The following is a 23,420-nucleotide window of genomic DNA, read 5'->3' on the forward strand; positions in this document are numbered from 1 at the left end:
GGGAGATCACTCGTGCAGAATACGATACCTTCGACCGATACAGTACCTTTAACCGATACAGCACCTTCAACCGATTTTGGCGCGAATGATTTCGCGTCAGTCATCGACGTTATACGGGACTATTTTGATGGTCTGCATCATGGGGATGCGGCGAAGCTGAAAGCCATTTTTCACCCTGATGCCTATCTCAAGGCTCCAGGCCTGAGACGCAGCCTGGATGAATGGCTTGAGGCCGTCGCCAATCGTCCGGTGCCTGTCGAGCAGGGACGACCTTATGAATTCAGGTTGTTATCCATTGAGGTCATAAAAGATCAGGCCATGGTCAAGTTGGAGTGCCCTCTGTTTAACCACGCATATCTTGACTTTCTGGGTCTGTTAAAAGAGAACGGGCGCTGGTTAATCGTCAACAAAATGTACACAGACTTAAAGGATGAAGCATTGTGAAAACCTTAAAAGTCGAAATGATACATGACCTGGTTTGTTCCTGGTGTCCGATAGGGTATGCCAACGTTCTGGCTGCTGCTCGCAATTTGAATATCACCCTGGACTTTCACTTTTTGCCCTATGAGCTTAACCCGAATATGGAGCCCGAAGGTGAAGATATCAACGACTACCTTAAACAACGCTACGGCTGGAGTATTACGAAGCGGCAGGAGTATCGCCAAGCGTTATTAAAAGTAGCCGAACAAGCGGACGTCTGTATGGATTTTTCAAAACGAACCCGTTACTTCAACAGCCTTCAAGGGCACCGTTTAATGCACTGGTGCGAAGGGTTTGGCATGCAGCAAGCCATGAATGACAAGCTAATAGACGCCTACTTCAAGCACGGCCTGGATATTGGCAATACTCAAGTGCTGGTGGAACTTTGCCGGAACTTAGGGCTGGATACATTTCAGGCGCAGCAAGCACTAACATCAGACGAAGTAGACCAAGCCTGGCAGCTTAAAAAAAGGCGTGTACAGCAGCTAAACCTGCCAAGCGTGCCAGCCTTTATTTTCAATGATCATCAGTTAGTGACTGGCTCAAATTCTGTTGCGTATTTTGAGCAGCTAATCACTGATCAAATCAAACAGGATAACCCTAACGTTCATTTAGCAAGCTAACTCACGAGTAGAGTAAAACATGCCATATATAAATATCAAAATCACCGACGAACGGGTCACTAACGAGCAAAAGCAAGCACTGATAAAAGGGACGACTCAGCTAATGGTGGATGTTCTCAACAAAGACCCTAAAACGACGTTTGTTGTTATTGATGAGGTTAATACCGACAATTGGGGGATAGGCTTTGAACAGGTTACGACGCTTCGCCAATCATCAACCCCAAAAAGGCCGGGGTGATCGCCAAGCAACACTACATCTTGATAATGTCTTTTCTCAATGTCACTAAACAAGAGAGCGGCTTATTCTGTAATGGGTTGGCAATAATGGGTAGGCAATGCCTGCTGAGTCCATTGCCTCGATTAAACGCTCGACCAAGCTGTTGAAGTCGTGTTCTTTATATGCATGCCTGTGTGAATATCTTGCATCGTATCGCCATCATATTCACATGGGCCACCCGCGACATCATAAAATAATCACTCATTAAACCTCTGTTGTCGGGCAAACAGATATAATTAGATCAATCATCGAGTCCAATGAACCGATGTGCGGGACAATTTCAATTTTCCTATCGGGCCACTTATCCATCGCCTTCGCCACTTCAGAGGGCACATCTTTTGCGACATGCGTCCCTTCCGAGAGGAAATACGGCAACACCAGTAACTCAGAAGCCCCTTCTTCGTAACAACTATCAATAGCGGCCTCGATCGACGGAGAAGCAAGCTCTAGAAACGCAACTTTAACGCCACTAAAGCCTTGAGGTAGGTGTTTCTCCACTTTGGCGGCTAGAACTTTTACTTCTTCATTTGAAGCTTGACGTCGGCTACCGTGCGCCACAAGAACCAAATTTTTCATGCTGTATACTCAAAAATTAATTTTTTATCCGTTATATCTCGCATTGCCTATAACCTGAGCTTTAGGCGAGTAGTTAATCATTAAACAGATCCCCAAGCGCCGCGTTTAGGCTTGGAAACTTAAACTGAAACCCACTACTTAATAGTTTATCTGGTTTTACTCGCTGACTCCCCAGCAATAGCTCAGAGGACTCCCCAAGCAGCAACTTTAATGCAAACTTCGGCACCGGCAGCACCGCTATCCTGTTGAGTGCAGAAGCCAGCGCCTTCGTAAACTGCTGATTCGGTACTGGTTCAGTGGCGACCATATTAAACGGCCCGCTACAGTGTTGATTGTTAATAAGAAACTCAATGGCACTCACCATGTCATTAATATGAATCCATGACATATACTGGCGCCCATCCCCTATTCTGCCTCCCAGGCAGAGCTTGAACGGGGGCAGCATTTTGGCCAGTGCTCCGCCTTTGGCGTCGAGCACAATCCCCGTACGTAGAAGAACGACACGGGTATAGGGTTCTGCCTCTTTGGCTATAGATTCCCAGCGCTCGCAGACCGATGTGGCAAAATCCGCCTGAGTCGAAGTCGACTGCTCTGTAATGATGGCATCACCATGGTCGCTATATACGCCAATGGCTGAGCCACTGACAAAGAATGCAGGAGGGTTGCTGCTTAAACGAAATTTATCAACCAGTTGGCGAGTGATATCCCAACGGCTCTCACAGATAATGTGCTTTTGCTTATCTGTCCAGCGCTTGTCTACTATGGGTTCCCCAGCCAAATTAATCACACCGCCAAAGCTATCCAGATTATCGATATCAGACAAGCCGCCAATCACCTTAGTCGAATTTGGAAGCCGAGTCTTAGCACGCTCAGGGGAGCGGCTTAGTACCGTATATTGATGCTGCGGAAATGTCTGTATAAATCGACTACCGATCAAACCGGTGCCGCCCGTTACTAATAGTTTCATACAGCCTCCATTCGCGTATCAAGTTGTATTCAAGGTGCTTTGTTTATGACTCGGATGCACTGACCCAAATCGTTAAAAACCTTTTGATCATCTTCCAGTCCGGCTAATATCGGAGCAGTACCAATGAGTATCAGGCCGTCACATGAAGACAGCGTCTGGCTCATTTTTTCTGCTTCGTTCTCACGCCATAGACCATCTTGATAAAAAATGACCTTTGCGTCTGTTAGTTTAGCGGTTATTTCAACACACGCATCAACACTGAGAGGCTGTGTAATCAGCTGCACTTTATACCCTGCATCAGCAAACTCCATTGCCATCAACGACAAGCGCCAGACGGGTGTATTATCGCCACAGGCCATCACCAGTACCGGGCGTTTATTGCTGGCACCTTTATTATTAAGGCGCAATGTCGCATATCGAATCAGCTCACTCTCGGCAAAAACAAGCGCAGCGTTGCTATTACCGTCCTGAGCTAACGTCTCTAACGCGGGCTCAACTAACCTTTCACGGCACACCGCGGGAGGGTAATTTAAGAAGTACTCATCAACCAAGTGCTCTATCCGGCTAGACGAAAACGCCTGAACCGCACCAAGCAAGGCCTCAACCGGCTCTGCCCATGTATCGAGCGCATTGTAGCCATCATCAGGCTCATCTTCGGTCAACAGAGCCTTGACCTTACCCAGCGGCACACCACGGGCAACCAGTGCCAGTATTTTTTCGACCGTCGTCACATCGCTGTCCGAATAAAGGCGATGCCCTTTGCTCGTCCTTTGAGGGGTTAGTAAACCATAGCGCCTTTCCCATGCTCGTATTGTAACCGTATTAACCTTGGTACGAGCGCTCAGCTCTCGAATGGGAAATCTGGCTGTTTCAACTTGGCTATCTTGTTGAGACATAAACTCTTAGCTCTCATATACACATCGTTCATCTGGGGCAATTATTATACATTAATTTTTTTTGTACAATATTTTTCTTGTACATAGTATTTTTTTGTATAAGATAATAGTTGTACATTCAAATTTTATGTATAACTATTTGAGAGGTGGTAATGGCTCACTCAATAATTGATATCGCGATTATCGGCGCGGGTACAGCAGGCTGCATGGCGGCAAAACAGCTGTCTGAGGCAGGCCTAAGGTGCTGCGTTATCGAGAAAAGCCGAGGCTTGGGCGGGCGCTGTAGCCGAAGGCGTGTGCCAGACATTGAAAACGTTGACTTAGGGGCCTCTAGCTTCTCCACCTACGATATAGACAGCCAACAACTCATCGACTACACCCAGCACTGGGTAAAGTTGGGATATTTGACCGAGTGGAATTTTAAATCAGCCAGCTTTCAGCCCTCCTTTCCCATCACGGAACAGATTGAACTGTGCGGCATGCCATCAATGAATGCGTTTCACCGCCATCTGCTTGGCGATGTCACCTGCCTCAAGCAGCAACATGTGCATACACTGCAACGAACAGACGAGGTTTGGCAATTACTGGATGGGGCTGACCAGCTTATCACGGAAGCCACTGCCGTCATCATCACCGCTCCCGCCGAACAGACCTATAGCCTGGTAGGGCAATACACACATTTTGCAACGGCTATATTGGAGGCCTCTCAATCAAGCCTCCCTCAATACGTCTGCGCGATTTCGCTTGAACACCCCCTGGAAACTTCGGTAGACGTTTTTCAGGGCAGTCATCCGGTATTTTCAAAAGCGATCAGGGCCAATAGCAAGCCAAATCAGAAAGGCACAAAAGTCCATCAAAAACATGATATCTGGGTCCTTCACAGTACTCACGAATGGGCTCAGCAACAACATAACCAGGATGCTGAAATAGTCGCGGATAAGATGCATCACCTGTTTTGTGAACATTTCAATCTCTCGATGCAACCTGAATCAAGCAAAGTCCTGACATCTCATTATTGGCGATTGGCGGGACACCGCATTACAACAGCTAACAGCAGTTTGGTTAATGACAACGCAAGCCAGCAACCGTTCTTGTGGGATGAAGGACTGCGACTCGGTTGCTGCGCCGACTGGCTGTCTGGGGGCGGGATTATCGGCGCCCTGAATAGCAGTCAAAACCTGAGTGATCACATTGCTTCCACGCTAACGCAAGAGGTATAAGAGATGAATAATCAAACCATTATTGCAACAGACAGCGCGATTCCGACATCACCGGACACCATGCATAAAGCTTCGGGGAAAATCAATATCGGACTCAGCGCCTGCCTTGCTGGACATGAAGTTCGCTATAACGGGGGGCATACCCAATCACGATTGTGCCAGAATACCCTAAGCAAGCATTTTCAGTTCAAGACTTTTTGCCCGGAAGTCGCTGCCGGTTTCAGTACACCCAGACCCACCATGCGTTTAACCGGTGACCCGGACAGCCCTACCCTGTCATATACCAGCGGGAGCAGCGAAAACCTAACGGATCAACTAACTGACGGCTTTAGGCACAAGCTTGAGCAATTCGGTGAGCTAGATGGCTACATCCTCATGCGAAACTCCCCGAGTTGCGGACTGGAAAGAGTAAAAGTCTATCAAGAAAACGGTTACCCTCACGAAAAAAAATCAAGGGGATTGTTTGCCCAGGCATTAAGAGATCGATTTCCGCTTATGCCTCTTGAAGAGGAAGGCCGCCTCCATGACGCAAGGTTGTACGAGAACTTTGTCTTACGCGTTTACGCCTACCACCACTTCCGCACCGAGGTCTTAGCCGCGCCAAGCATGGGAAAGTTAATTGCTTTCCATAGTAGCTACAAATATGTACTCATGGCGCATAATCAAACAGCCTATCGGAAATTAGGTCGCCTATTGGGGCGCGGCGCGAAACAGGCGATTAATACGCTCACTGCTGAGTACTTTCAGCAATTTATGTCGGCAATCTCAAAACCTGCCAGCAAGAAGAATCACACCAATACACTGCTGCATATACTGGGGTATTTGAGAAAATCCGTTCCTTCCCAGGCAAGACAGAATATTGCGGAGGTCATTAAGAAATACCATCAGGGCGTGTTGCCTCTCGTTACCCCGCTGACGTTACTGAAGCACTACCTGGAACAGTATGGTTCAGACTATATTCGGAATCAGCGATACCTTAGCCCCTATCCTGAATCATTGGGTCTGGCGAACCTGCTGTAGCGACGAGTCTGGTGATGAATCCCGCTTTTGTAGCCGTAATGAAGTGCAACGTAATCAAGGGCATAGTATTGGTTTATAGAGGTAGTATTCGTTTAGGGAAGCAGTATTGGTTTAGGGTGCGCTGTAACGTGACATTGGGCGACATTTAATTTATAAACTGTCGGTCACATTTTTTCTTTTATCAAGGACTTAATAATGAAAAAAATACTGATTGTACTTCTATTAGCCATCGTCGCTCTTGGCGGTGCTGCCTACTACTATCTTGGATCGATCAACTCAATTGTCAAAGAGCAGGTTGAAAAACACGGCTCAAATGCACTAAAAACGGAAGTCAAAGTCGGTGGCGTGAATATTAAGCTACTCGATGGATTTGGCGAAATAACTGGCTTTTCAATCGCCAATCCTAAAGGTTTCAGTAACGCAACAGCCCTTGGTTTTGATACCGTACGACTGGATATCGACACCAAAAATATCACTGAAATGCCGATTGTCATCGAAGAAATATTGATTGATTCAGTGTCAACACTCTATGAATTAAACGCGCAAGGTAAAGGAAACTTAAACGCGTTACTCGATCAAGTGCGCAGCCAAAGTTCTGGCCAGGCTTCAACGCCCAAAGAGACAGAAGAGAAAGCATCTGGGCAGTCTGATATTCGCATCGTAGTTAAAAAACTGACGGTTAAAGACACGAAACTTGCACTAGACCTGACCGCGCTGGGCCAGAAGAAGTATGACGAAACACTGCCAACGTTCGCTATACAGAATATTGGTGGAAACAATGGCCTTCCTCCAGAAGAGCTTGGTCAGGCCATCGGCAAAAGTATGCTGGATAAAATAATCAAACAGGCTAAAGACAAGCAAGAAGAGAAGTTAAAAGACAAAGCAAAAGAAAAGATAATGGAAAAATTAGACGAAAAAGGCGGCGAGAAATTGAAAGGCCTTTTGAATAGTTTTGGTAACTAAAAAAGTAGCACCATCAATAATTATAGGGTGCGCCTGCGCACCGAGTCGCTCTGAACGTTAATTACTGATGGTGCGCAAGCACACCCTATAGACCCAGCATACTGATTGTTCTATTGTTTGGACTTGGGTTTAAACTGAGTCGCTTCGATACCGTATTTCGACAGCAGTTTATAAAAGTCAGTACGATTACGCTGTGCTATTTTTGCGGCATTGGCAACATGCCCTTCGGTCATGGTCATCAGTTTATTCAGGTAATTGCGCTCAAATTCTGCGCGTGCATCGTTAAACGATGGCAGATACTCTGCCTGTTGCTCAAGCGCCTGGGCAACTAACGCCGCTGGGATAATAGGCGTTGTTGCAAGTGCCAGGGTTTGCTCTACAACATTCACCAGCTGGCGAATATTCCCAGGCCAGGGAGCCGCCATCAGCATCTGCATTGATTCAGGCGAATACCCTTTTACTTTAGCGCTCTTTTTTCTATCGAGCAGATAGCGCACCAGCGCTGGAATATCATCAGCGCGCTCTGCCAGGCTGGGGATTTGGAGCTTAACCACTTTCAACCGGTAGTAGAGATCTTCCCTGAAGCGTTGATGTTGCATAGCCTCTTCAAGATTAAAATGAGTCGCAGACAAAATACGCACATCAATGGGCACAGAACGCACACTCCCTACAGGGCGCACTTCTCTGTCCTGTAACGCCCTTAGCAACTTGACCTGCAACGTAGTTGGCATATCACCTATTTCATCAAGAAAAAGCGTGCCGCCATTAGCCGCCAGAAACAGCCCAGTGTGCTCAGCGATGGCGCCGGTAAACGCCCCCTTCACATGGCCAAACAACTCAGACTCTAGCAAGTGCTCTGGCAACGCACCACAATTCACGGCGACAAACGGTTTATCATGCCGAGGGCTGGCCTTATGAATGGCTTTGGCCAATAACTCTTTGCCAGTGCCACTTGGCCCGGTTATCAGCACGCTAACATCACTTTGGGCGACTTGATGCGCTTGCCCCAGCAGGGTTTCCATGGTTTCGTTGTTTGTGACAATGTCTGAGCGCCACTCTTCGTCTACCGTCGAGGTTTGTTGTAACGCTTCGCGAATCTCTGAGAGAAACTCATCCCGGTTAATGGGCTTGGTGATAAAACTGAAAACACCCTGCTGGGTGGCTGCAACCGCTTCAGGAATCGAGCCATGGGCGGTCATAATAATGACTTGCAACCCTGGCTGTTGCTGCTGGATTTTGCCAAACAGCGCCAAACCATCGATCCCTTCCATTCTTAAATCAGTAATAACCAGATCAACGCGTTTGTTGGCTATCCACTGAAGGGCTGTCTCTCCACTATCAACACAGTGAACCTGATAGTTTTCAGCCTCCAGGCGCATAGCCAGCAGACGCAGCAGGCTTACGTCATCATCGACCAACAATATGTGAGGGGCTCGTTTCATGGCGCAGCCTCAGCTTTGACACTCTTCGAGCGCTGCTTCATTCGCTGCTCAATATTGGTTAAGGCCTCTATCTTTTTCTTCAGCACAGCACTCTCTTCTTCCAGCGATTTAATCGATTTGTTCTGCTGATTGATCTTACGCTGCAATAGCACCACTTCTGACTTGTGTTCCTGAAGCATCTGATTAATCTTGAGCACATATTCGAGCAGCTCGTTAGAGTCACAGCCAGTGGGTTCTGCGTTAGTTAGTTGCATCAGTTTAAGAAGCTGACTTTCAGCCTCTCTCAAGTCACGATAACTTGACTCTGTATGAGTCAGCAAAACAGCTCGAAGCCACATATTTTGTGTACTGTCAGTCTCTTCAACGGTGCTGATCGCCTCTTCGCGCAGCGCATCAGGAAGCATAAACGCGCCGACCCAGTCTTCTGCCGGTAAGTTCAAATCACACGCTGGGGGGACGTTTTTTATCTCCTCAACGTCCACGGGTGCAGGTGCTTGCTGCACTTCATAATGCTGGTTTGCGCACGCAGACACTGCGAGCACAACCACCCCAATAGACAAGCCTGTCAATCTCATGAAGTCTCTACCTTTATCATCCTTACCCTTGTTCATGACGGCCTTCACTCTCAGGCTCACTAATGCTGCCCTTTGATACCAAAGGAATCTGTAGTTCGAAGCATACCTCTGCTTGAGGGTGACTCACCAACTGCAAACGACCACCATGCATTAGGGCATACTCCTGGGCAACAGACAAGCCAATACCTGAACCTTTAATGGTGCCAGACCTGGGCTGGCGACCCTGTTCAAAAGGCAGGAAGATACGTTGACGGTCTTCGTCCGGGATAGCATGCCCACTGTTGGCAATTTGAAGCAGCAAGTTACGGTCTGAAGCCTTCCAGCTCAGCCACATTCTCGCTGGAGGGATACTATAATAGGCCGCATTGGATATCAGGTTGCCCAGCAATGTCCTTAGCTTTATCTTATCTGCATGCAGTGTCAACGACGGCCCATCAAGGCAGTAGTACAGGCCTGCTCTGTCTATATCCAAGCGGTGTTCCCGCAGCACTTCATCGACCAGTTTACGCAAGTCAAACTGGCTAATCAGTATCCCTCGCTGATATTTTAGCCCATTAAAGTCGAGTAAGTTCTCAATGATACGTTGTAGTTGCAGCCCTTTGTCTTGAAGAATCATGACAATTTCTCGCTGGGACTCCGTCAACGGGCCGAGAATTTCCTCTTCCATAAGGTCAGCCCCTTCTCTAAGACTGGCAAGCGGCGTTTTTAATTCATGGGACATCTGTCGAATAAAGCGCAGTTTCTGCTCTTCAAGCGCTTGTAGCCGTGACTGTAACCACTGGAGTTTCTCGCCGAGCTTATTTAACTCCTTAGGCCCATGAACTTCAAATCTTAACGGGGCCTGCCCCGTGCCCAGCTGTTGAATGATCTCTTCCAGTCGATGTATCGGTCGTATGATTAAAAAGGTAAACAAAATACTCAATGCAATACTCAGCGGAACCCAGCTAACCCCTTGCCATAAGAGCTTTGACTTGACTGAGGCGGCATCAACTGCAAGTTGCTCGGATCTGATTTCAATCAGTTGCTGAATTTGTTGCACCAGCTGATGAGTCTGCTTGGCCAGTAGCTCAAACGCAGCAAGTGCCTCGTCATAGGCGGATGAGTCATAAGGGGCGTCTGCCAGTGTATCAATGAGGGACTGGGCACTGTCATTAAGCGCCTGACAGAGCTGGAGCACGTTGTGTGCTCGCTGTTCGTTGCAGATACTGCTCAGGTCTTTGGTGAAGCGTGTTTCTGTCGCCAGAAAAATACCTTTGAGTTTAGGGTCTCCCAACACCTGATACTGTCTGGCAGAGTGCTCCATGTCCAAAACAATTTCAGGTAGTCGCTGACTACTTTTTGCCAACGCTGCAATTTCAAGCGTGGCGACTCGCCCTTTCATCGAAACGCTATCAAGCGCCTGCAACGCCTGCACCAGAAGCGCACCGAGCGGCGTCAAAACCAGAATAAAGGAGATAACAACCAACTGTAGCAGGGATCGTGGTCGAAATAGCATGACGGGTTTCTGCATAATGATCTAAATAAGCCGTAGCCAAAGTGTGCAATACCATTGACGGGTACTATAAAGACCTTTACACAACGTGAGCACAGTCGTCGTGCAAGGGCCTCTATTAATTGTAGAGCCAGTTTGTTGCTGCGCCTACTCTACATAGGCAGATTTCCGTCACAAATCGTTTGTCGCAAAATAAAGACATGCAACCCATTGATTTATAATAACTAAGCAGTCAGACAAAAATAAAGCGTCGCAAATCTGCGACATATTTGCTTTGAAACCACCCATCTGACCACCGCTAAAAAGCATAACTATTTGAATTATAAAAAGTTATCAATATTGGCATTGGTTTAGCTAAAGCCTGGACACAACACGTGGTATTCAGAACCATTAGAAATATCGTTTAGCAGCCGTTTAACACTCCGCTCTGACAAATTGAGCAGTCTGAATAAAACGACTTTGGTGAAATACAGAAAAGCGTAACGGAGAAAGATTATGATTATTCGTATTGCCACAACGGCTCTATTTCTAGCATTCAGCACCGCAGCTGTTGCTGATGGAATGGCGAAGGACGCGCAGCCCAATTCATCTCAGGTTCAAGAAGAGTTCTCTGCTCTCGACACCGATGGCAACGGAAAGCTAACTCAGGAAGAAGCAAGCGCGAGCGAAGATTTGGCCAGCTCATTTGTGGAACTTGATGCAGACAACAATGGGGATATTGATATCAGCGAATACGTGCTATATCAAAGCCCCGCAACCGCAGCAGGTGCTCCAGGTGACTCGCCAACAGAGACATCTGAAAATCCTTCTGAATAACAAGGAGAGCATTATTTAGACATTGATTGACACAGATTTTCTTTGCACTACCCCTTTATACTGCCTTGACTAAACTCCCCTTACAAGGCAGTTTTTTATTTTTAGATTACATTAATCCGTTGAACTGTTGCGCGCTGTCCGTAATCTCTTTTTTATTGATCACATAAACTGTTTTAATCAGCTCAGCTTTGGCTAGACGATATTCTGGATTCTTGCTTGGCCTGTAATCATATATTGCGCGTGCAAAACGGTAGTCCCAAATGGGGTTAACCACGCCAGGGTATTTCTCAGGTTTTTGCTTTAGCCTTTCATGAAAAGCGGTGCCAGGTATAGCCTTAAATCTTGATAATTTCACCCGATCCAAACTACCGATATGCGTCCTTAAAAAGCTCGTAGTGGCTCTAATATCTGCGGGAGTCTCACCAGGATAACCAAGAATAATCGTGGTGCGAATACTGATGCCAACACTTTTTGCATCTTTGACAAATTGACTGGTGCGCTCAATTGTGGTGCCCTTAAGCATTAGCTTATTTAACCGATGACTCCCCGTTTCCAAACCAAAGCTTACTCGCCGAAGACCTGCATTAAATGCCCTCCTTAGCGTTTCCAAATCAAGACCATTGACCCCTTTCCCATCGACATGGACAGATGCAACCCACGCGGCTCCCGGCACAACACGCTGAATTCCATTTATAACTCCGAACCAAATATCCAAATTAGAGTTAAGTTTGCTATCAAAAAAAATAAAGTTTTTTGCTCCATACCTTTGTGACTGCACTTGCAACTCATTTAACACAGACGACAAAGACCTAGACCTAAATGTTCGTGTACTGGCAGTCGTTACATCACTACAAAATAAACAATGCCCCCACCCACAACCTCTCCCAGTCATAATAGGCAATACGCGGTGGGGGTAGTCATGCCAGCGAAAATGATCAAAATCCGGAATTGGCAGCCCTTCCTCTATCTGAACAGGATCAGCAGCTTGCCCAACAGCCGTTATTTCTTGCCTAAAAATACCCTTAATAGAGCTCACGTCACTTCCAGATATAATGCCATGCGCCAGTTCATGTATAATAAAATCAGCTTCACCTCCGAAAATGGCTGTAACGCCATCAATTTTTAACCATTCTTCAGCGACTTTTCTGTGATTAAAATATGGGCCTCCTAGCAGGAGCGGTATTTTCTGTACTTTTGTCTCCTCCGCTATTGCTTTAGTAATTCTATAGTACTGAAGATAAGAAGAGACCATAACAACATCATATTGCCCGCTTTTTAAAATACTGCGGTATTTCCGACGCAGCCTTTTAGTTGCTCTAAATCGAATCTTACAATAAGTTGCGTACAAAAACTCATTTGCCCATGCAAACAAAGGGCTAGCAGCAAACAGCAGCCGAGCAACCACATAATCAACAAGGTTCTCCTGCTGGTCCCTCGCAAGCGGTTTCATTCCATGCGCCAGCGGGGAAAAAACATCTACATCATACCCGGCTTGTTTTAGTGGCGAAACAAGAGCCCCTATAGCAAGCGTAGGATAAGCTGCCTCATTGTTTAGGTCTATTAGGAGGATTTTCCCAGAATAACCAGTATTATTAAGTAACATCGTTTGTATATCGTATTTCTCTTTGGCGGTTAAAACAAAATGCGGGGTAAGCATCAAGCGGAGCTGAAATCAAAATCAGTTTTTTATCACTGGCAGTTCGTCCCGTTCTAACAAAAATAGAAATAGAGAGGCCATGAAATGCTCAGGTATTTTGTTAACTCGCTAGTAAGCTATTAAAAGGAAAGCCAGTTTGATTAGCCGATCGGCATGATGAACGTCATAGACGCACCTATCAAGCTCTTTTAATTATACTGCCCCATCAATGCAGCAACTTTCTTGCATTGACAAAATTGCTGCTACATCAATAGAGCAAAAAACCTCTAGTTTTATCTAGTAATGTATTGAGCATTAATCAATACTATCCCGATAAGCTTGCGGCGAAACGCCAAACCAGCGCTTGAATGCCGCAGAAAAAGCACTATGGTCTCTATAGCCAAGCAGCATCGCAATTTCAAAAATCGACAGGTACTTCGTGGCTAGATAACGCTGGGCACCTTCTCGCCTTACGCTATCGAGCAGTGACTGAAAGTTTGTCCCTTCATCCTTGAGTCTTCGTCTAAGTGTTCGCACGCCTATATGTAACTGCTGGCTAATGGCCTCTTGCCCAATAATACCTTGCGCCAACGAGCGGTTAATGCACTCGGCAACAGTGCAGCTAAAGCGCTGCAAACGCGTTAAAGATTGTTGAATGCGATCTGCCTGTTCTTTCATCAGGCTGTTAATAAAGGGATCGGACTGAATAATCGGTGTAGATAGCAGATTAACGGGGAACGATACTGTCGCGATCGGTTGTTCAAATGAGATTTGATCACCAAACAGAGACGCATAGAGACCGGCATTTTCGGGTGCACAGCCTGTTAGCGCCACCTTGATATTCAATGAGTTTTCAGAAGTCAGCGTTCTCGCTAACGTTACCCACGCGCTTAGGATAACCTCTTCAAGTATGTTTGAGTAAGGTTCTCGGGTCGTTGTCCAGCTGAGGGTTGCCCAGTCTTCTGATATCTCTAATGAGGTCTTGCCGGGGGTTAATGTGACGGATTCATATTGAGGAATCACGTTAATGGCTTCGCCTACGGTTTCGCAGCTCGCGGCCGCGTAACCCAGCGCGCTAAAACTGCCCGGTATCAGTTGGCTACCTAATCTCAAGCCGATTTCCCTGCTATCGCCAGACAACCTGAAAAGCTCATCCAACAGTACAATCAAGGTCTCATAGGGCACTCTAGAGACAGGGTCTTGTAACGCAGTTTCTGCAAGGCCTACTCGCTCTTCTATTTGAGCTAGATTTAGCGCTTGTGACCGGGCCGATTTCAAGAGCCCAATAACGAGTGATGCTGAGACTGTATCTTGATTAAGTTGCACCTGATGATTACTTGTATGGCCACTATTCACCAACGAAAGTCCCCTATTCGATACCGTTGTTGATCCGTTCGATTTTATTATCTATCTCACGTCACCGAAATAAACCCATTGAAAAACGAGTTTTATATGATTACAGAAAGCGCCCTGCAAGCCCAGTCTCTTCTTAGAGACGCCAGTCAATTTTCATGGCACGTCATCCCTATGTTTCTGGTTGTGCTGTATGTCTATTTTATGGAAATAGAGAAAGGTCATTGGAACCGCGTATTGGCTGCCCTGGCTTTTTTCGGCGTGGATATATTCAATGAAATTATTAACGGCATTGTGTTCCATACCTCTGGTTTTGCCCCGCTGTGGGGCGCACCGGGTAACGATACCGCATTCCTGATATTAATAGGGCTTAATGCTGAAATTTGTATGATGTTTGCCATCACAGGCATTGCCGCCACATTGGCATTGCCACAAGACCGAACGATGAAAATCCTAGGAATTAATAACCGGCTATTTCTCGCATGTTGCTTTGCCGCCGCATCAGTGCTTATTGAGATAGTCTTGAACGCTATCGGCGCATTGACCTGGGAGTGGTCTTTCTGGAGTGCTCAGTTCCCGGTATTCATTTTTCTCTTTGGCTATCTCACATTCTACCTGATGTGCTACTGGGTTTATGACATGCCTACACGAAAACAGCAGCTATTGACCTTGGGCGGCATCTACACGGTAAATGCACTAGGCATAGCAGTATTCGGCTTGGGCCTCGGTTGGTTGTAGTGTGCATCTGGTGAAGTTAGTCGAATGACTCGACCCAGGCCTTAACATCCGCAAACCGATACTGTTCAAGTGTTGAAAAGCCTGTGAGCGAACGGGCTTTTAGTCGGGTAAAAATGGGGGTAGTCAGGCCACACAAAAAACGGCTAATTAAAACCGACGTCGCTTCATCGCCCAACTTGTCTCGAATGTCTTGCGTTAGCTGCGGGTAGTCATACTGCTCCAGAGACCGAAGCGGCGGAACAGCCGGTATGCTCGCCGGTTGACCGGCACAAACGGAGCAGTGTCCACAGTCAGTCAGCAACCGATGGTCAGAGAAATATTCAGCCAGTTGCCGGCTCAGACATGCCTCGCTGGTAAAAAAAGCAATCAGCCGATGGATTCGCTCTATCTCGCTCTGCTCTTTGGCACTAAAGCGGTCAAACAGTGAGGTAGCAAGGCGATTTTGATCAAAGCCTGGGCTTGTAATTTCATAAAGTTGTGTCATCTGCTTGGTCTGCAACTCAATTAAACCTTGCTCATCAAGATACCCCAGGGCATTTAACACTCGACTCCGCTCACTGGGGTAGCATTGGTTGAGCTGTTCAAAGTTAACGGTCGCCCAGGTTCTCGCTTTATCTGAAGAATCGATAATCGCATTGATAAACGCCTGACGTTCAGCGTTGAAACGAGAAACGACCTCTTCTTGTGGTAGCAGAAGCTTATATTTATATTCCGCAAAATAACTATATACCGGCTTGATAATCTGAAATATTTCGAGGTATACCAGTAGGGTTTTGAGGCTAAGCGGGCGGATATTCGACCGGGTTGACAGGCTATTAAGCACGACCTCCCACTGATATGCCCCACTGGAAACACACTGTGCGATTTCATTCAATACATAGTGAATAGCGGATAGCTCAGGGGTATCGCCGTAGACAAAGTTTTCCAGCACATTCAGGTTATCGCCATTCACCAGCACCAGGCAGTCTGACGGTTCTCCATCTCGCCCGGCACGGCCGATTTCCTGGGCGTAATTCTCAATCGATTTAGGCAAATCATAGTGAGCAACAAAACGGATATCGCTTTTGTCGATCCCCATACCAAACGCAATCGTCGCCACAATCACCGGCAATTCACCGGTCATAAACTTCTGTTGCACCGCTTGCCGAAGCTCACTATTCATACCTGCATGATAGGCCTGTGCCGGAATATTGAGCTGCCTCAGTTGTTCTGCGACCTGCTCCGCAGTTTGTTGTAGCGTGACATAAACAATACCTGATTGACCTGCACGCCCCTTAAGCCACTGGCTTAGGCAGCCCAGCTTGTCTTCGCTGGCAACACCTTGAGCCAGCAGGTTGAGGTTTGAGCGGTAAAACCCGGTTAGCGTAATGTCTTTTGTTTCAATACCAAATTTACGCCCCATGTCTTCTATCACTGGCTGCGTCGCGGTTGCCGTCAGCAGGAGGGTCTGCTTGATATTAAATTCGCGTCGGTATTGCGGTAATTTGAGATAATCTGGCCTGAAATTATGCCCCCACTCCGAAATACAGTGCGCTTCATCAACTACCAGCAGTGAAACGGGAACCTGACGCATAAACTGGCGGAAGCGCTCATTATTCAACCGCTCAACCGAAATCATCAGTATTTTGATGCGTCCTTCACGGATGCCGTTCATGACCTCAGCAGACTCTTCCCTGCTTTGGGTGGAGTCAATACTCGCGGCGGGAATGCCCTTTTGGGCCAGGAAATCCAGTTGATCTTGCATCAACGCCAGCAATGGCGAGACAACTAACGTCAGATGGGGTAGGTGCAATGCTGAAAACTGATAACAGAGAGACTTGCCTGAGCCGGTGGGAAAAATTGCGGCTGCACTTCGCCCCTCAGCAATGGCCCGAACAACGTCTGCCTGTCCGGGGCGAAACGAAGAAAAACCAAAGTGCGTTTGTAATAGCTTTTGCAGGTTCTCAGTCATACTCTTTAAAACCTTGTTAAAACAGTTAGCGCTGGGTAAACAGGATATAAGCAATAAAAAGTATCCAGGAAGTCAGCAACAAAACCCAGGGTAGCCGAGATGGCTTTACTGGCGTAACTTCAACGGTTTCTACGTCGCTCTCCTGATGTTTGGCCTGGGCAGCCTTTTTCTGTTGCTTATTCAGCTCACGCGATTTCGCTTTTTGCTGTTTTTTGTAGTGTTCAATTCCCTTTTGAATCCCTTGGGAGATTAACTTCGTCTGTTCTTTAGTTTGACCCGGCTTTTGCGTGGCACGAGCAATCTGCATCGCCTCTTCCCGGGTTTTCTCAGATATTGCTTGGTGTCTTTTTGAGTATTTGGCCATCATTTCACCGAAGTCACAAAGTAAGCGCGATATCACGACATACTAACAGAGATTACTTGTGCCCTGTCATTTAATCTAGGTAGAATCAGAGCTTGCTTAACGCCTGTTATCGATTGAGTTTTAGTTCATATAGACCCAATAGAGCCTTAACAGATGGCTTAATAATAAGATGAGAGCTGTTGCACGACGTTATGAGCGAAGCAAAGACAAGGCAAAAAATGACGAAAAAGCGCAGTTTATAGGTTATAAGTCCCGGTCGACCCCGGAGAGCGCACAATTTTAAGTCATTTTTTAACGCTGTATTTGTAAGCGCAGTAGTCGTGCAAGACTCTCAAGAGATGACAATGTCAGAAAAAGCCTTGGATGGCACCAAAAAAACAGCTTCAGCTCGCTCGTTTTTATCCTTTAACAATTGGCTATGGCCGTTTTGCCTGAGCGAAAAGTTCAAGTTTGCCTCTAAAGTCGCCTTAAGCCTGACACTATCATTTCTAATTCCTATGGCGATGGGTTGGCCGCAAGCTTCAACCGCAGCCACCACTGTCATGCTGATCGCATCCATCAGCAGTCAACGAGAGTCATTAGCTAAAGGAACGTTTCGGGTCATCGGTACGGTGATTGGTGCCGTAATAGGCCTTTTACTGGTAGGGTTGTTCGCCCAGGATCGACTGCTCTACATGCTCGCAGTATCGCTGACCGTTGCGATTATTTTTTATATTCGCAATGCCTACACCAAAGACCCGACCCTTTTTATGCTGACAGGGGTTATGGTCTTGATGATGTCTAATGGTGGGGATGCGGATGGCGCATTTCTTTACGGTGTCGAGCGAGCATTTATGACAACGTTCGGTGTTATGGTTTATACCTTGGTCGGAGTGTTTGTTTTCCCATCAAAAACAGAACAGAACCTTAAACAGCTGGCTAACGAACTCAGTACACTGCAACTCAAGGTCTTTAAACGCATCACGGCCAACACCGCCAATAATAAAACGAACGACACGCAACTAATTCAGCAACTCTATGCCGCTCAAGACGCGCTGGAAAAGCGGTATGCGTTACTGAGTAGCGAATACAGTGACCTTTCTGCCTACAAAAATGAGTGGAATTTAACCCTTTGCTACTACAAACAACTCACTCAACTACTGGTATCAGTTGCGGAAAGCCATGAGGGCGAAGACCTTGATAGCGCGCTATTCATACACAACTATAGCCGTGCGGTTTCAAACATTGAGTTACTATTTGAGTCAACGCAAAACGCCTGGCAGCCGGAAAACAGCAAAACACCACCCACGCCTATTCAGGAGATTAAGTTAAACAACGAAGCTTTAGATCGTTGCTCTCATTTTCAAAAAGGCAGCGTCATCACGTTCAACTACCTTTTAAATTCACTGCAAGAAAAACTATCAAACCTTGTTTTAACCATTCGGTGCATTGACTCAGTAACGGAAACAGCTCACTTTAAAGAACCATTGCCTCGTAAATCGAGCCTGTTTTTATGGTGGGACGCGGAAAACGCCAAAACAGCAATAAAGGTCTTTGTCGGTTATTGGGTTGCCGCCATTTTCTGGATCTACTTTAACCCTCCAGGTGGCTATAGTTTTGTTATTTTCTCAACTATTTTTATTTCGCTGCTTTCTTTTCTGCCTGTCCACCCGGCCATGCTGCTCGTGCTGTTTACCTTTGGTTTTCTGTTCTCGGTGCCATCTTATGTTTTTATACTTCCGCAACTGAGCTTAGGCATCGAACTGGGCATATTCATTTTCATCTATACCTTCATTGCGTTTTATCTGTTTAAAGGCCCTGTCACCATATTCTTCTTACTGGGCTTATTTATTCTCGGAATCGAGAATACCATGACCTACCATTTCGGCATTATGCTAACCATCATACTGATGTATTACTTAATCGTATTGATGATTGTCGTCTCTTATTACCTGCCATTTTCATCTAAACCAGAACACCTTTTTTATGTAATGAAAGAACGGTTTTTTAGGCATGCCTCGGGGGTATTGTGTTTTAGCCAGTTTACCAGCCCTGTGTCATCTGTCTTCAGTTTGAACCAGCTGCGATACCGTTGGCACGCCAAAACGATGAGTGAAACCGTTAATAAGCTCAGGTTGTGGGGCAGCAAAATTAACCATCAGTATTTTGATTCTTTGTCACCCGAGTCAATAAATGCCTTTGCCGATGCCTGTAATTTACTCCGCAACCAGCTCAATACACTTGACATAGCAGGGGAAAAATTACGTCACAATCGCCTGATAAAAACGGCAGAAGCAGCCTATAACAAGGTGCACTCAAACCAGACAGCCATAGCGCTAACAGAAGGGTTGGCCGCTGGAAAAGACACAGCGGTTTTAAACAAACTTTTTAATGCCTACTACAATGAGAATCAACACACAGAAAATAAACTGGAAAAATTCTTTAAAAGCGTCGATTTAGATCGTTACTCTCACACAGAAATATCAGGTTTCTATATTCTGTTACACCTGAAAAAAAATGTCTTTGAGGCTATCAATCAATGCAAGACTAGCTATGAAGAAGTCAATTGGGCAAGTTTGCAACAAAAGAGATTTTAATGTGATCAATGATGAATAGTCTCAACCTTACAACAGGATGTAAAAGGTACGTTAAATCATGCCTATCAATACTCGCGCTATATAGTCTTGCCGCCTGCAGTGTTGTCGGCCCAAATTTTGAACCCACCGACACCATTCAGCTACCCACCAGTTGGAACAAAAACGACACTAAAAAAGCAGAGTTAAATACACGTCAATGGTGGAAGCAGTTTAACGATCCAACACTCAATCGCTTGGTCGAGGCTGCAAGCCAACAAAACCTGGATGTTGAGGCCGCAGGTTTGCGCATTCTACAGGCAAGAATGGTGTACAGTATTTCGGATGCATTGAGCTACCCGCAAGTTCAGGTAGTGTCTGGCCAACTGGCAAAAATTTACACTGATGATAAGTCATACACGAATGCAGCGCTGTCATTTGATGCAGGCTGGGAAATGGATGTATGGGGAAAGTATGCCCGAGGCTTGGAGTCAGCAAACGCTGCATTATACGCATCAATTGCCTCGTACAATAACATTGCGGTTAGTATAAGCGCCGAAGTTGCCAGAAACTACGTTAACTACCGGACCTTTCAGGAGCGGGTATTGCTGTCGCAACGGAATATTCAAATACAGCAAAGGGTCGTAGAAATTACTCAGGTTCAGTATGACTCGGGCAATGTCACCGAGCTGGATGTGCAACAAGCCAAAAGCCAGCTCTATGGTACTCAAGCAGCCCTGCCCGCATTGCAAATTGGTATGATGCAATCCCGCAACGCCCTAGCGGTTTTGCTAGGAACATTGCCAGAGAAAATCGATGCCACTCTAGCGTCAAACGATATTAATGATCGAATAAAAACATACTTAACTCAGTACGATAGCAACGCAGCTAAACGTGCATCCGCGAATAACCAGAATTATTCGCTGGTTCCGACCCCTCCGACAATTGACCCCGAAATAGATGCCTCACTGGTTTTAAGGCGACCGGATCTGCAAGTGGCTGAGCAGCAAGCTCGCGCACAGAGTGCGCAGATAGGCATCGCTGAATCAGCGCTTTACCCTAGTTTTTCACTATTTGGCTCAATTGGTGTGAATAGTACCGAAGAGTCAAGCACCAGCTTTAGCCTAAGTGATTCTCTAACAGTGGCTGTTGGGCCTTCATTTTCGTGGAATATATTTCAATATGGTCGCGTAAAAAATAACATCCGCTTAGAAGACGCTCGCTTCCAGGAAGCCCTCACCAATTACAATAAAAAAGTACTGCTTGCGATCCAGGAAGTAAGTAATTCACTATCATCTTATCAACTCTACCAGACACAAGAAGCACTCAGGCTAAAGGCTGTCAACGCCGCCGTGCGCGCATTTAATATTTCCATGACACAGTATGAAAATGGCCAAATCAACTTTGAGCGCCTACTCAGTTCAGTGGAAAAAATGACGCGCAGCGAAGATAGTCACGCCCAAACCAAAGGCAATATTGCAAATCAGGTTATTGCGCTGTATAAGTCGCTGGGTGGAGGCTGGGAAGCCAATAGCGGTAAAGCATTCGTAAGTAACTCGGTCATCGAAACAATGAAGGCGAGAACAGACTGGGGTGATCAGCTAGAAGCGCCACAAACACTTCCATCGCTCGTCAATCAGCGCGAAGAACAACCTAATATCGGGCCAGGGATCGATAACAAGGAGGTACAATAATGCAGGTGCCGCACGAGCTGGCGATTGGCGATGTGTATTACTCTCCATTTTTATTGGTCATCGTACTTTCGCTTATCGCAACCTGGATAACCATTGCTATTTTGAATAAGACCCGCGTATCTCGATTGATTGCGTTTCCATCCACAACCTTTATCGCGATCATGCTGCTTTACATGGTAGGCATTGATCATTTTTTCTTACCGTTTTAGGTGCGACATTGAACACGCTAAAGAAGCTATTAGTCATCTCGTTGAATATCATCATTATTGGTGGTGCGCTCTATTTTGCGTACCAAAAATATGAGGATTACTTTAATAACCCCTGGACGCGAGATGGTCAGGTTCGGGCTAATATTATCAAGGTTGCGCCCCGTATTTCTGGCCCTATCACGCAGCTGGCCATAAAGGATAATCAATTTGTTCGCCAGGGAGATTTGCTGTTCCAAATAGATCCAAGTACTTATGAAGTCGCATTAGCTCAGGCTGAAGCCTCGCTTAAACGAGCTAGAGTAAACTCTCGTGGCAAAAAGATAGAGTACGACAGACTGAAAGATATTCGCGCCAAAGACAAAGGGGCTGTATCTCACAAAGATCTCAGTCGCCGCCAAACTGCCTATGAAGAATCATTGCTTGCCATCAAAGTCTCGGAAGAACAGCTAAAGGCCGCGCAGCTAAATCTAAAGTTTACCAACGTCTATGCATCTGTGGACGGGTATGTCTCAAACGTAGACATTCAACTAGGTACACAAGCCGTGGCAAACCAACCACTGTTAGCACTTATTGATAGCAGTAGTTTTTGGGTATTTGGCTATTTCCGCGAGAATCAGTTACCGCAGATTCAAATCGGAAATAGCGCGATGGTGACGTTGATGGCGCACCCTGAACAGCCTATAGAAGGCTACGTAGAGTCTATCGGCTGGGGGATTGCGCCGAAAGATGGCAAAGTCGGTTATAACCTGCTGCCCGATGTGAACCCTGTTTTCCAGTGGATTCGTCTAGCCCAACGTATTCCAGTCCGTATTTCGCTAAAACAATTGCCAGAGGGCATTAACCTGCGGTTCGGGTTATCAGCGTCTATTATGGTCATGCAGGAAGATAAGAAAAAGTAGACAACACCTATGGAACAGAAAATAAACCAGGAAAATAACTTCTTCTACCTCACGACGGCACTCATCTTATTGCTGATGAGTTCGTCATTGGTGCAGACCATTTCAGGAGGTCTGTTAGCGTTTGTATTACAAGGTTTTACGGCACTGACATTTATCATTTGCCTAATGAGCTTGCGCTTTGACAAAGGTTGGTACCGATTGCTGATAACCTTAGCCTGCTGCTGGCTAACCGCGATTTTGATCCGTAATCTGGTAGACGTTAAACAGCTTGATGCGGTGATGCTAGCGCTAATGTTCGCATTTTTCTTTAGCACGTTTAAGTCCATCACCAGGCAAATTTTATTCACCGGTAATCGCGTCGATAGCAATAAAATCATCGGCTCTGTCGCCTTGTTCTTACTACTGGGGCTGATGTGGACAATAGGTTACTTGATCATTCTGGAGCTGGTGCCGGAGCCATTTAACGGTATGACCTCTAAACCATGGGGGGAGAACTTCTCCCGGATGGCCTACTTCAGCTTTGTTACGCTGACAACCTTGGGGTATGGCGATATAAGTCCCGCATCGCCGTTTTCCCAAGTCATTGTCTATATGGAAGCCATAACGGGGGTGTTTTATATGGCCATTGTGGTCGCAAGTCTAGTCAGTTCAAGCCAAAACAATCACAAGAAATAGCC

General features: G+C 46.3%; 23 protein-coding genes. 13 read left to right on the plus strand and 10 right to left on the minus strand.

Annotated elements, in window-relative coordinates; translation table 11 throughout:
- The first annotated feature begins 12 nt into the window (after positions 1-12).
- The 3 genes from MY523_RS13495 to MY523_RS13505 are packed head-to-tail and all read left to right on the plus strand — an operon-like array spanning position 13 to position 1,341.
- Positions 13-444 (plus strand): nuclear transport factor 2 family protein, encoded by a 432-nt coding sequence (locus MY523_RS13495; RefSeq protein ID WP_250655217.1) that lies wholly within the window; start codon positions 13-15, stop codon positions 442-444.
- Positions 441-1,103 carry a DsbA family oxidoreductase gene (locus MY523_RS13500; protein WP_250655218.1) on the plus strand — a complete coding sequence of 221 codons (663 nt, stop codon included), beginning with the start codon at positions 441-443 and terminating at the stop codon, positions 1,101-1,103. Before MY523_RS13495 ends, MY523_RS13500 begins: the two co-directional genes overlap by 4 nt.
- A 19-nt stretch (positions 1,104-1,122) precedes the next feature.
- Positions 1,123-1,341 (plus strand): tautomerase family protein, encoded by a 219-nt coding sequence (locus MY523_RS13505; protein ID WP_250655219.1) that lies wholly within the window; start codon positions 1,123-1,125, stop codon positions 1,339-1,341.
- 243 nt (positions 1,342-1,584) lie between these two features.
- Here the strand turns inward: MY523_RS13505 and MY523_RS13510 are convergent, their stop codons facing one another.
- The 3 genes from MY523_RS13510 to MY523_RS13520 form a co-directional block, all read right to left on the minus strand.
- Positions 1,585-1,956 carry a sirohydrochlorin chelatase gene (locus MY523_RS13510; protein WP_250655220.1) on the minus strand — a complete coding sequence of 124 codons (372 nt, stop codon included), beginning with the start codon at positions 1,954-1,956 and terminating at the stop codon, positions 1,585-1,587.
- Positions 1,957-2,029: 73 nt separating this feature from the next.
- A complete protein-coding gene (locus tag MY523_RS13515; RefSeq protein ID WP_250655221.1) occupies positions 2,030-2,923 on the minus strand; it encodes a TIGR01777 family oxidoreductase in 894 nt (297 codons plus the stop codon).
- Positions 2,924-2,952: 29 nt separating this feature from the next.
- Entirely contained in the window at positions 2,953-3,819 is an 867-nt protein-coding gene (locus MY523_RS13520; RefSeq protein WP_250655222.1) for a MerR family transcriptional regulator, read from the minus strand.
- A gap of 152 nt (positions 3,820-3,971) precedes the next feature.
- Here MY523_RS13520 and MY523_RS13525 point away from each other — a divergent pair, with 152 nt between their 5' ends.
- The 3 genes from MY523_RS13525 (at position 3,972) to MY523_RS13535 (ending at position 7,022) form a co-directional block, all read left to right on the plus strand.
- Complete coding sequence (locus MY523_RS13525; protein WP_250655223.1) at positions 3,972-5,039, plus strand: NAD(P)/FAD-dependent oxidoreductase; 1,068 nt, start codon at positions 3,972-3,974, stop codon at positions 5,037-5,039.
- Between the two features lie 3 nt (positions 5,040-5,042).
- Positions 5,043-6,059, plus strand: coding sequence for a YbgA family protein (locus MY523_RS13530; protein ID WP_250655224.1), 1,017 nt, complete (start codon positions 5,043-5,045; stop codon positions 6,057-6,059).
- A 195-nt stretch (positions 6,060-6,254) separates the two neighbouring features.
- Positions 6,255-7,022, plus strand: coding sequence for a DUF748 domain-containing protein (locus tag MY523_RS13535; protein WP_250655225.1), 768 nt, complete (start codon positions 6,255-6,257; stop codon positions 7,020-7,022).
- A 110-nt stretch (positions 7,023-7,132) separates the two neighbouring features.
- Here MY523_RS13535 and MY523_RS13540 read toward each other — a convergent pair whose 3' ends face one another.
- Genes MY523_RS13540 through MY523_RS13550 form a run of 3 tightly spaced genes read right to left on the minus strand, consistent with a single transcriptional unit; the run spans position 7,133 to position 10,534 of the window.
- Positions 7,133-8,464, minus strand: coding sequence for a sigma 54-interacting transcriptional regulator (locus MY523_RS13540; protein ID WP_250655226.1), 1,332 nt, complete (start codon positions 8,462-8,464; stop codon positions 7,133-7,135).
- The gene (locus tag MY523_RS13545) at positions 8,461-9,075 is read right to left on the minus strand and encodes a hypothetical protein (protein ID WP_250655227.1); all 615 of its coding nucleotides are present in this window, start codon (positions 9,073-9,075) and stop codon (positions 8,461-8,463) included. Before MY523_RS13545 ends, MY523_RS13540 begins: the two co-directional genes overlap by 4 nt.
- Positions 9,062-10,534, minus strand: coding sequence for a sensor histidine kinase (locus tag MY523_RS13550; protein ID WP_250655228.1), 1,473 nt, complete (start codon positions 10,532-10,534; stop codon positions 9,062-9,064). Before MY523_RS13550 ends, MY523_RS13545 begins: the two co-directional genes overlap by 14 nt.
- A gap of 492 nt (positions 10,535-11,026) precedes the next feature.
- On the opposite strand from MY523_RS13550, the gene MY523_RS13555 reads away from it, so the two are divergent.
- Positions 11,027-11,347: an EF-hand domain-containing protein gene (locus MY523_RS13555; protein ID WP_250655229.1), complete on the plus strand. Its 321-nt coding sequence runs from the start codon at positions 11,027-11,029 to the stop codon at positions 11,345-11,347.
- A gap of 106 nt (positions 11,348-11,453) precedes the next feature.
- Here MY523_RS13555 and MY523_RS13560 read toward each other — a convergent pair whose 3' ends face one another.
- Positions 11,454-13,004: a B12-binding domain-containing radical SAM protein gene (locus MY523_RS13560; RefSeq protein ID WP_250655230.1), complete on the minus strand. Its 1,551-nt coding sequence runs from the start codon at positions 13,002-13,004 to the stop codon at positions 11,454-11,456.
- A 294-nt stretch (positions 13,005-13,298) separates the two neighbouring features.
- The gene (locus tag MY523_RS13565; protein WP_250655231.1) at positions 13,299-14,309 is read right to left on the minus strand and encodes an AraC family transcriptional regulator; all 1,011 of its coding nucleotides are present in this window, start codon (positions 14,307-14,309) and stop codon (positions 13,299-13,301) included.
- Positions 14,310-14,435: 126 nt separating this feature from the next.
- Here MY523_RS13565 and MY523_RS13570 point away from each other — a divergent pair, with 126 nt between their 5' ends.
- The gene (locus MY523_RS13570; RefSeq protein ID WP_250655232.1) at positions 14,436-15,074 is read left to right on the plus strand and encodes an AF_1327 family membrane protein; all 639 of its coding nucleotides are present in this window, start codon (positions 14,436-14,438) and stop codon (positions 15,072-15,074) included.
- Positions 15,075-15,090: 16 nt separating this feature from the next.
- Here the strand turns inward: MY523_RS13570 and MY523_RS13575 are convergent, their stop codons facing one another.
- Both MY523_RS13575 and MY523_RS13580 read right to left on the minus strand, forming a co-directional pair.
- The gene (locus MY523_RS13575) at positions 15,091-17,025 is read right to left on the minus strand and encodes a RecQ family ATP-dependent DNA helicase (protein ID WP_250655233.1); all 1,935 of its coding nucleotides are present in this window, start codon (positions 17,023-17,025) and stop codon (positions 15,091-15,093) included.
- A 25-nt stretch (positions 17,026-17,050) separates the two neighbouring features.
- Entirely contained in the window at positions 17,051-17,392 is a 342-nt protein-coding gene (locus MY523_RS13580) for a DUF2956 domain-containing protein (protein WP_338021766.1), read from the minus strand.
- A gap of 341 nt (positions 17,393-17,733) precedes the next feature.
- Here MY523_RS13580 and MY523_RS13585 point away from each other — a divergent pair, with 341 nt between their 5' ends.
- From MY523_RS13585 to MY523_RS13605, 5 genes are read left to right on the plus strand one after another with little or no spacing between them, the layout of a single operon-like run.
- Positions 17,734-19,965, plus strand: coding sequence for an FUSC family protein (locus tag MY523_RS13585; RefSeq protein ID WP_250655234.1), 2,232 nt, complete (start codon positions 17,734-17,736; stop codon positions 19,963-19,965).
- An 8-nt stretch (positions 19,966-19,973) separates the two neighbouring features.
- Complete coding sequence (locus MY523_RS13590) at positions 19,974-21,635, plus strand: TolC family protein (RefSeq protein ID WP_250655235.1); 1,662 nt, start codon at positions 19,974-19,976, stop codon at positions 21,633-21,635.
- Entirely contained in the window at positions 21,635-21,844 is a 210-nt protein-coding gene (locus MY523_RS13595; protein WP_250655236.1) for a DUF1656 domain-containing protein, read from the plus strand. Before MY523_RS13590 ends, MY523_RS13595 begins: the two co-directional genes overlap by 1 nt.
- Before the next feature lie 8 nt (positions 21,845-21,852).
- Positions 21,853-22,743 carry an efflux RND transporter periplasmic adaptor subunit gene (locus MY523_RS13600; protein WP_250655237.1) on the plus strand — a complete coding sequence of 297 codons (891 nt, stop codon included), beginning with the start codon at positions 21,853-21,855 and terminating at the stop codon, positions 22,741-22,743.
- 9 nt (positions 22,744-22,752) lie between these two features.
- Positions 22,753-23,418: a potassium channel family protein gene (locus tag MY523_RS13605; RefSeq protein WP_250655238.1), complete on the plus strand. Its 666-nt coding sequence runs from the start codon at positions 22,753-22,755 to the stop codon at positions 23,416-23,418.
- Positions 23,419-23,420 lie beyond the last annotated feature (2 nt).

Origin of the sequence: Alkalimarinus coralli (assembly GCF_023650515.1) — a bacterium.
GTDB classification, from domain to species: domain Bacteria; phylum Pseudomonadota; class Gammaproteobacteria; order Pseudomonadales; family Oleiphilaceae; genus Alkalimarinus; species Alkalimarinus coralli.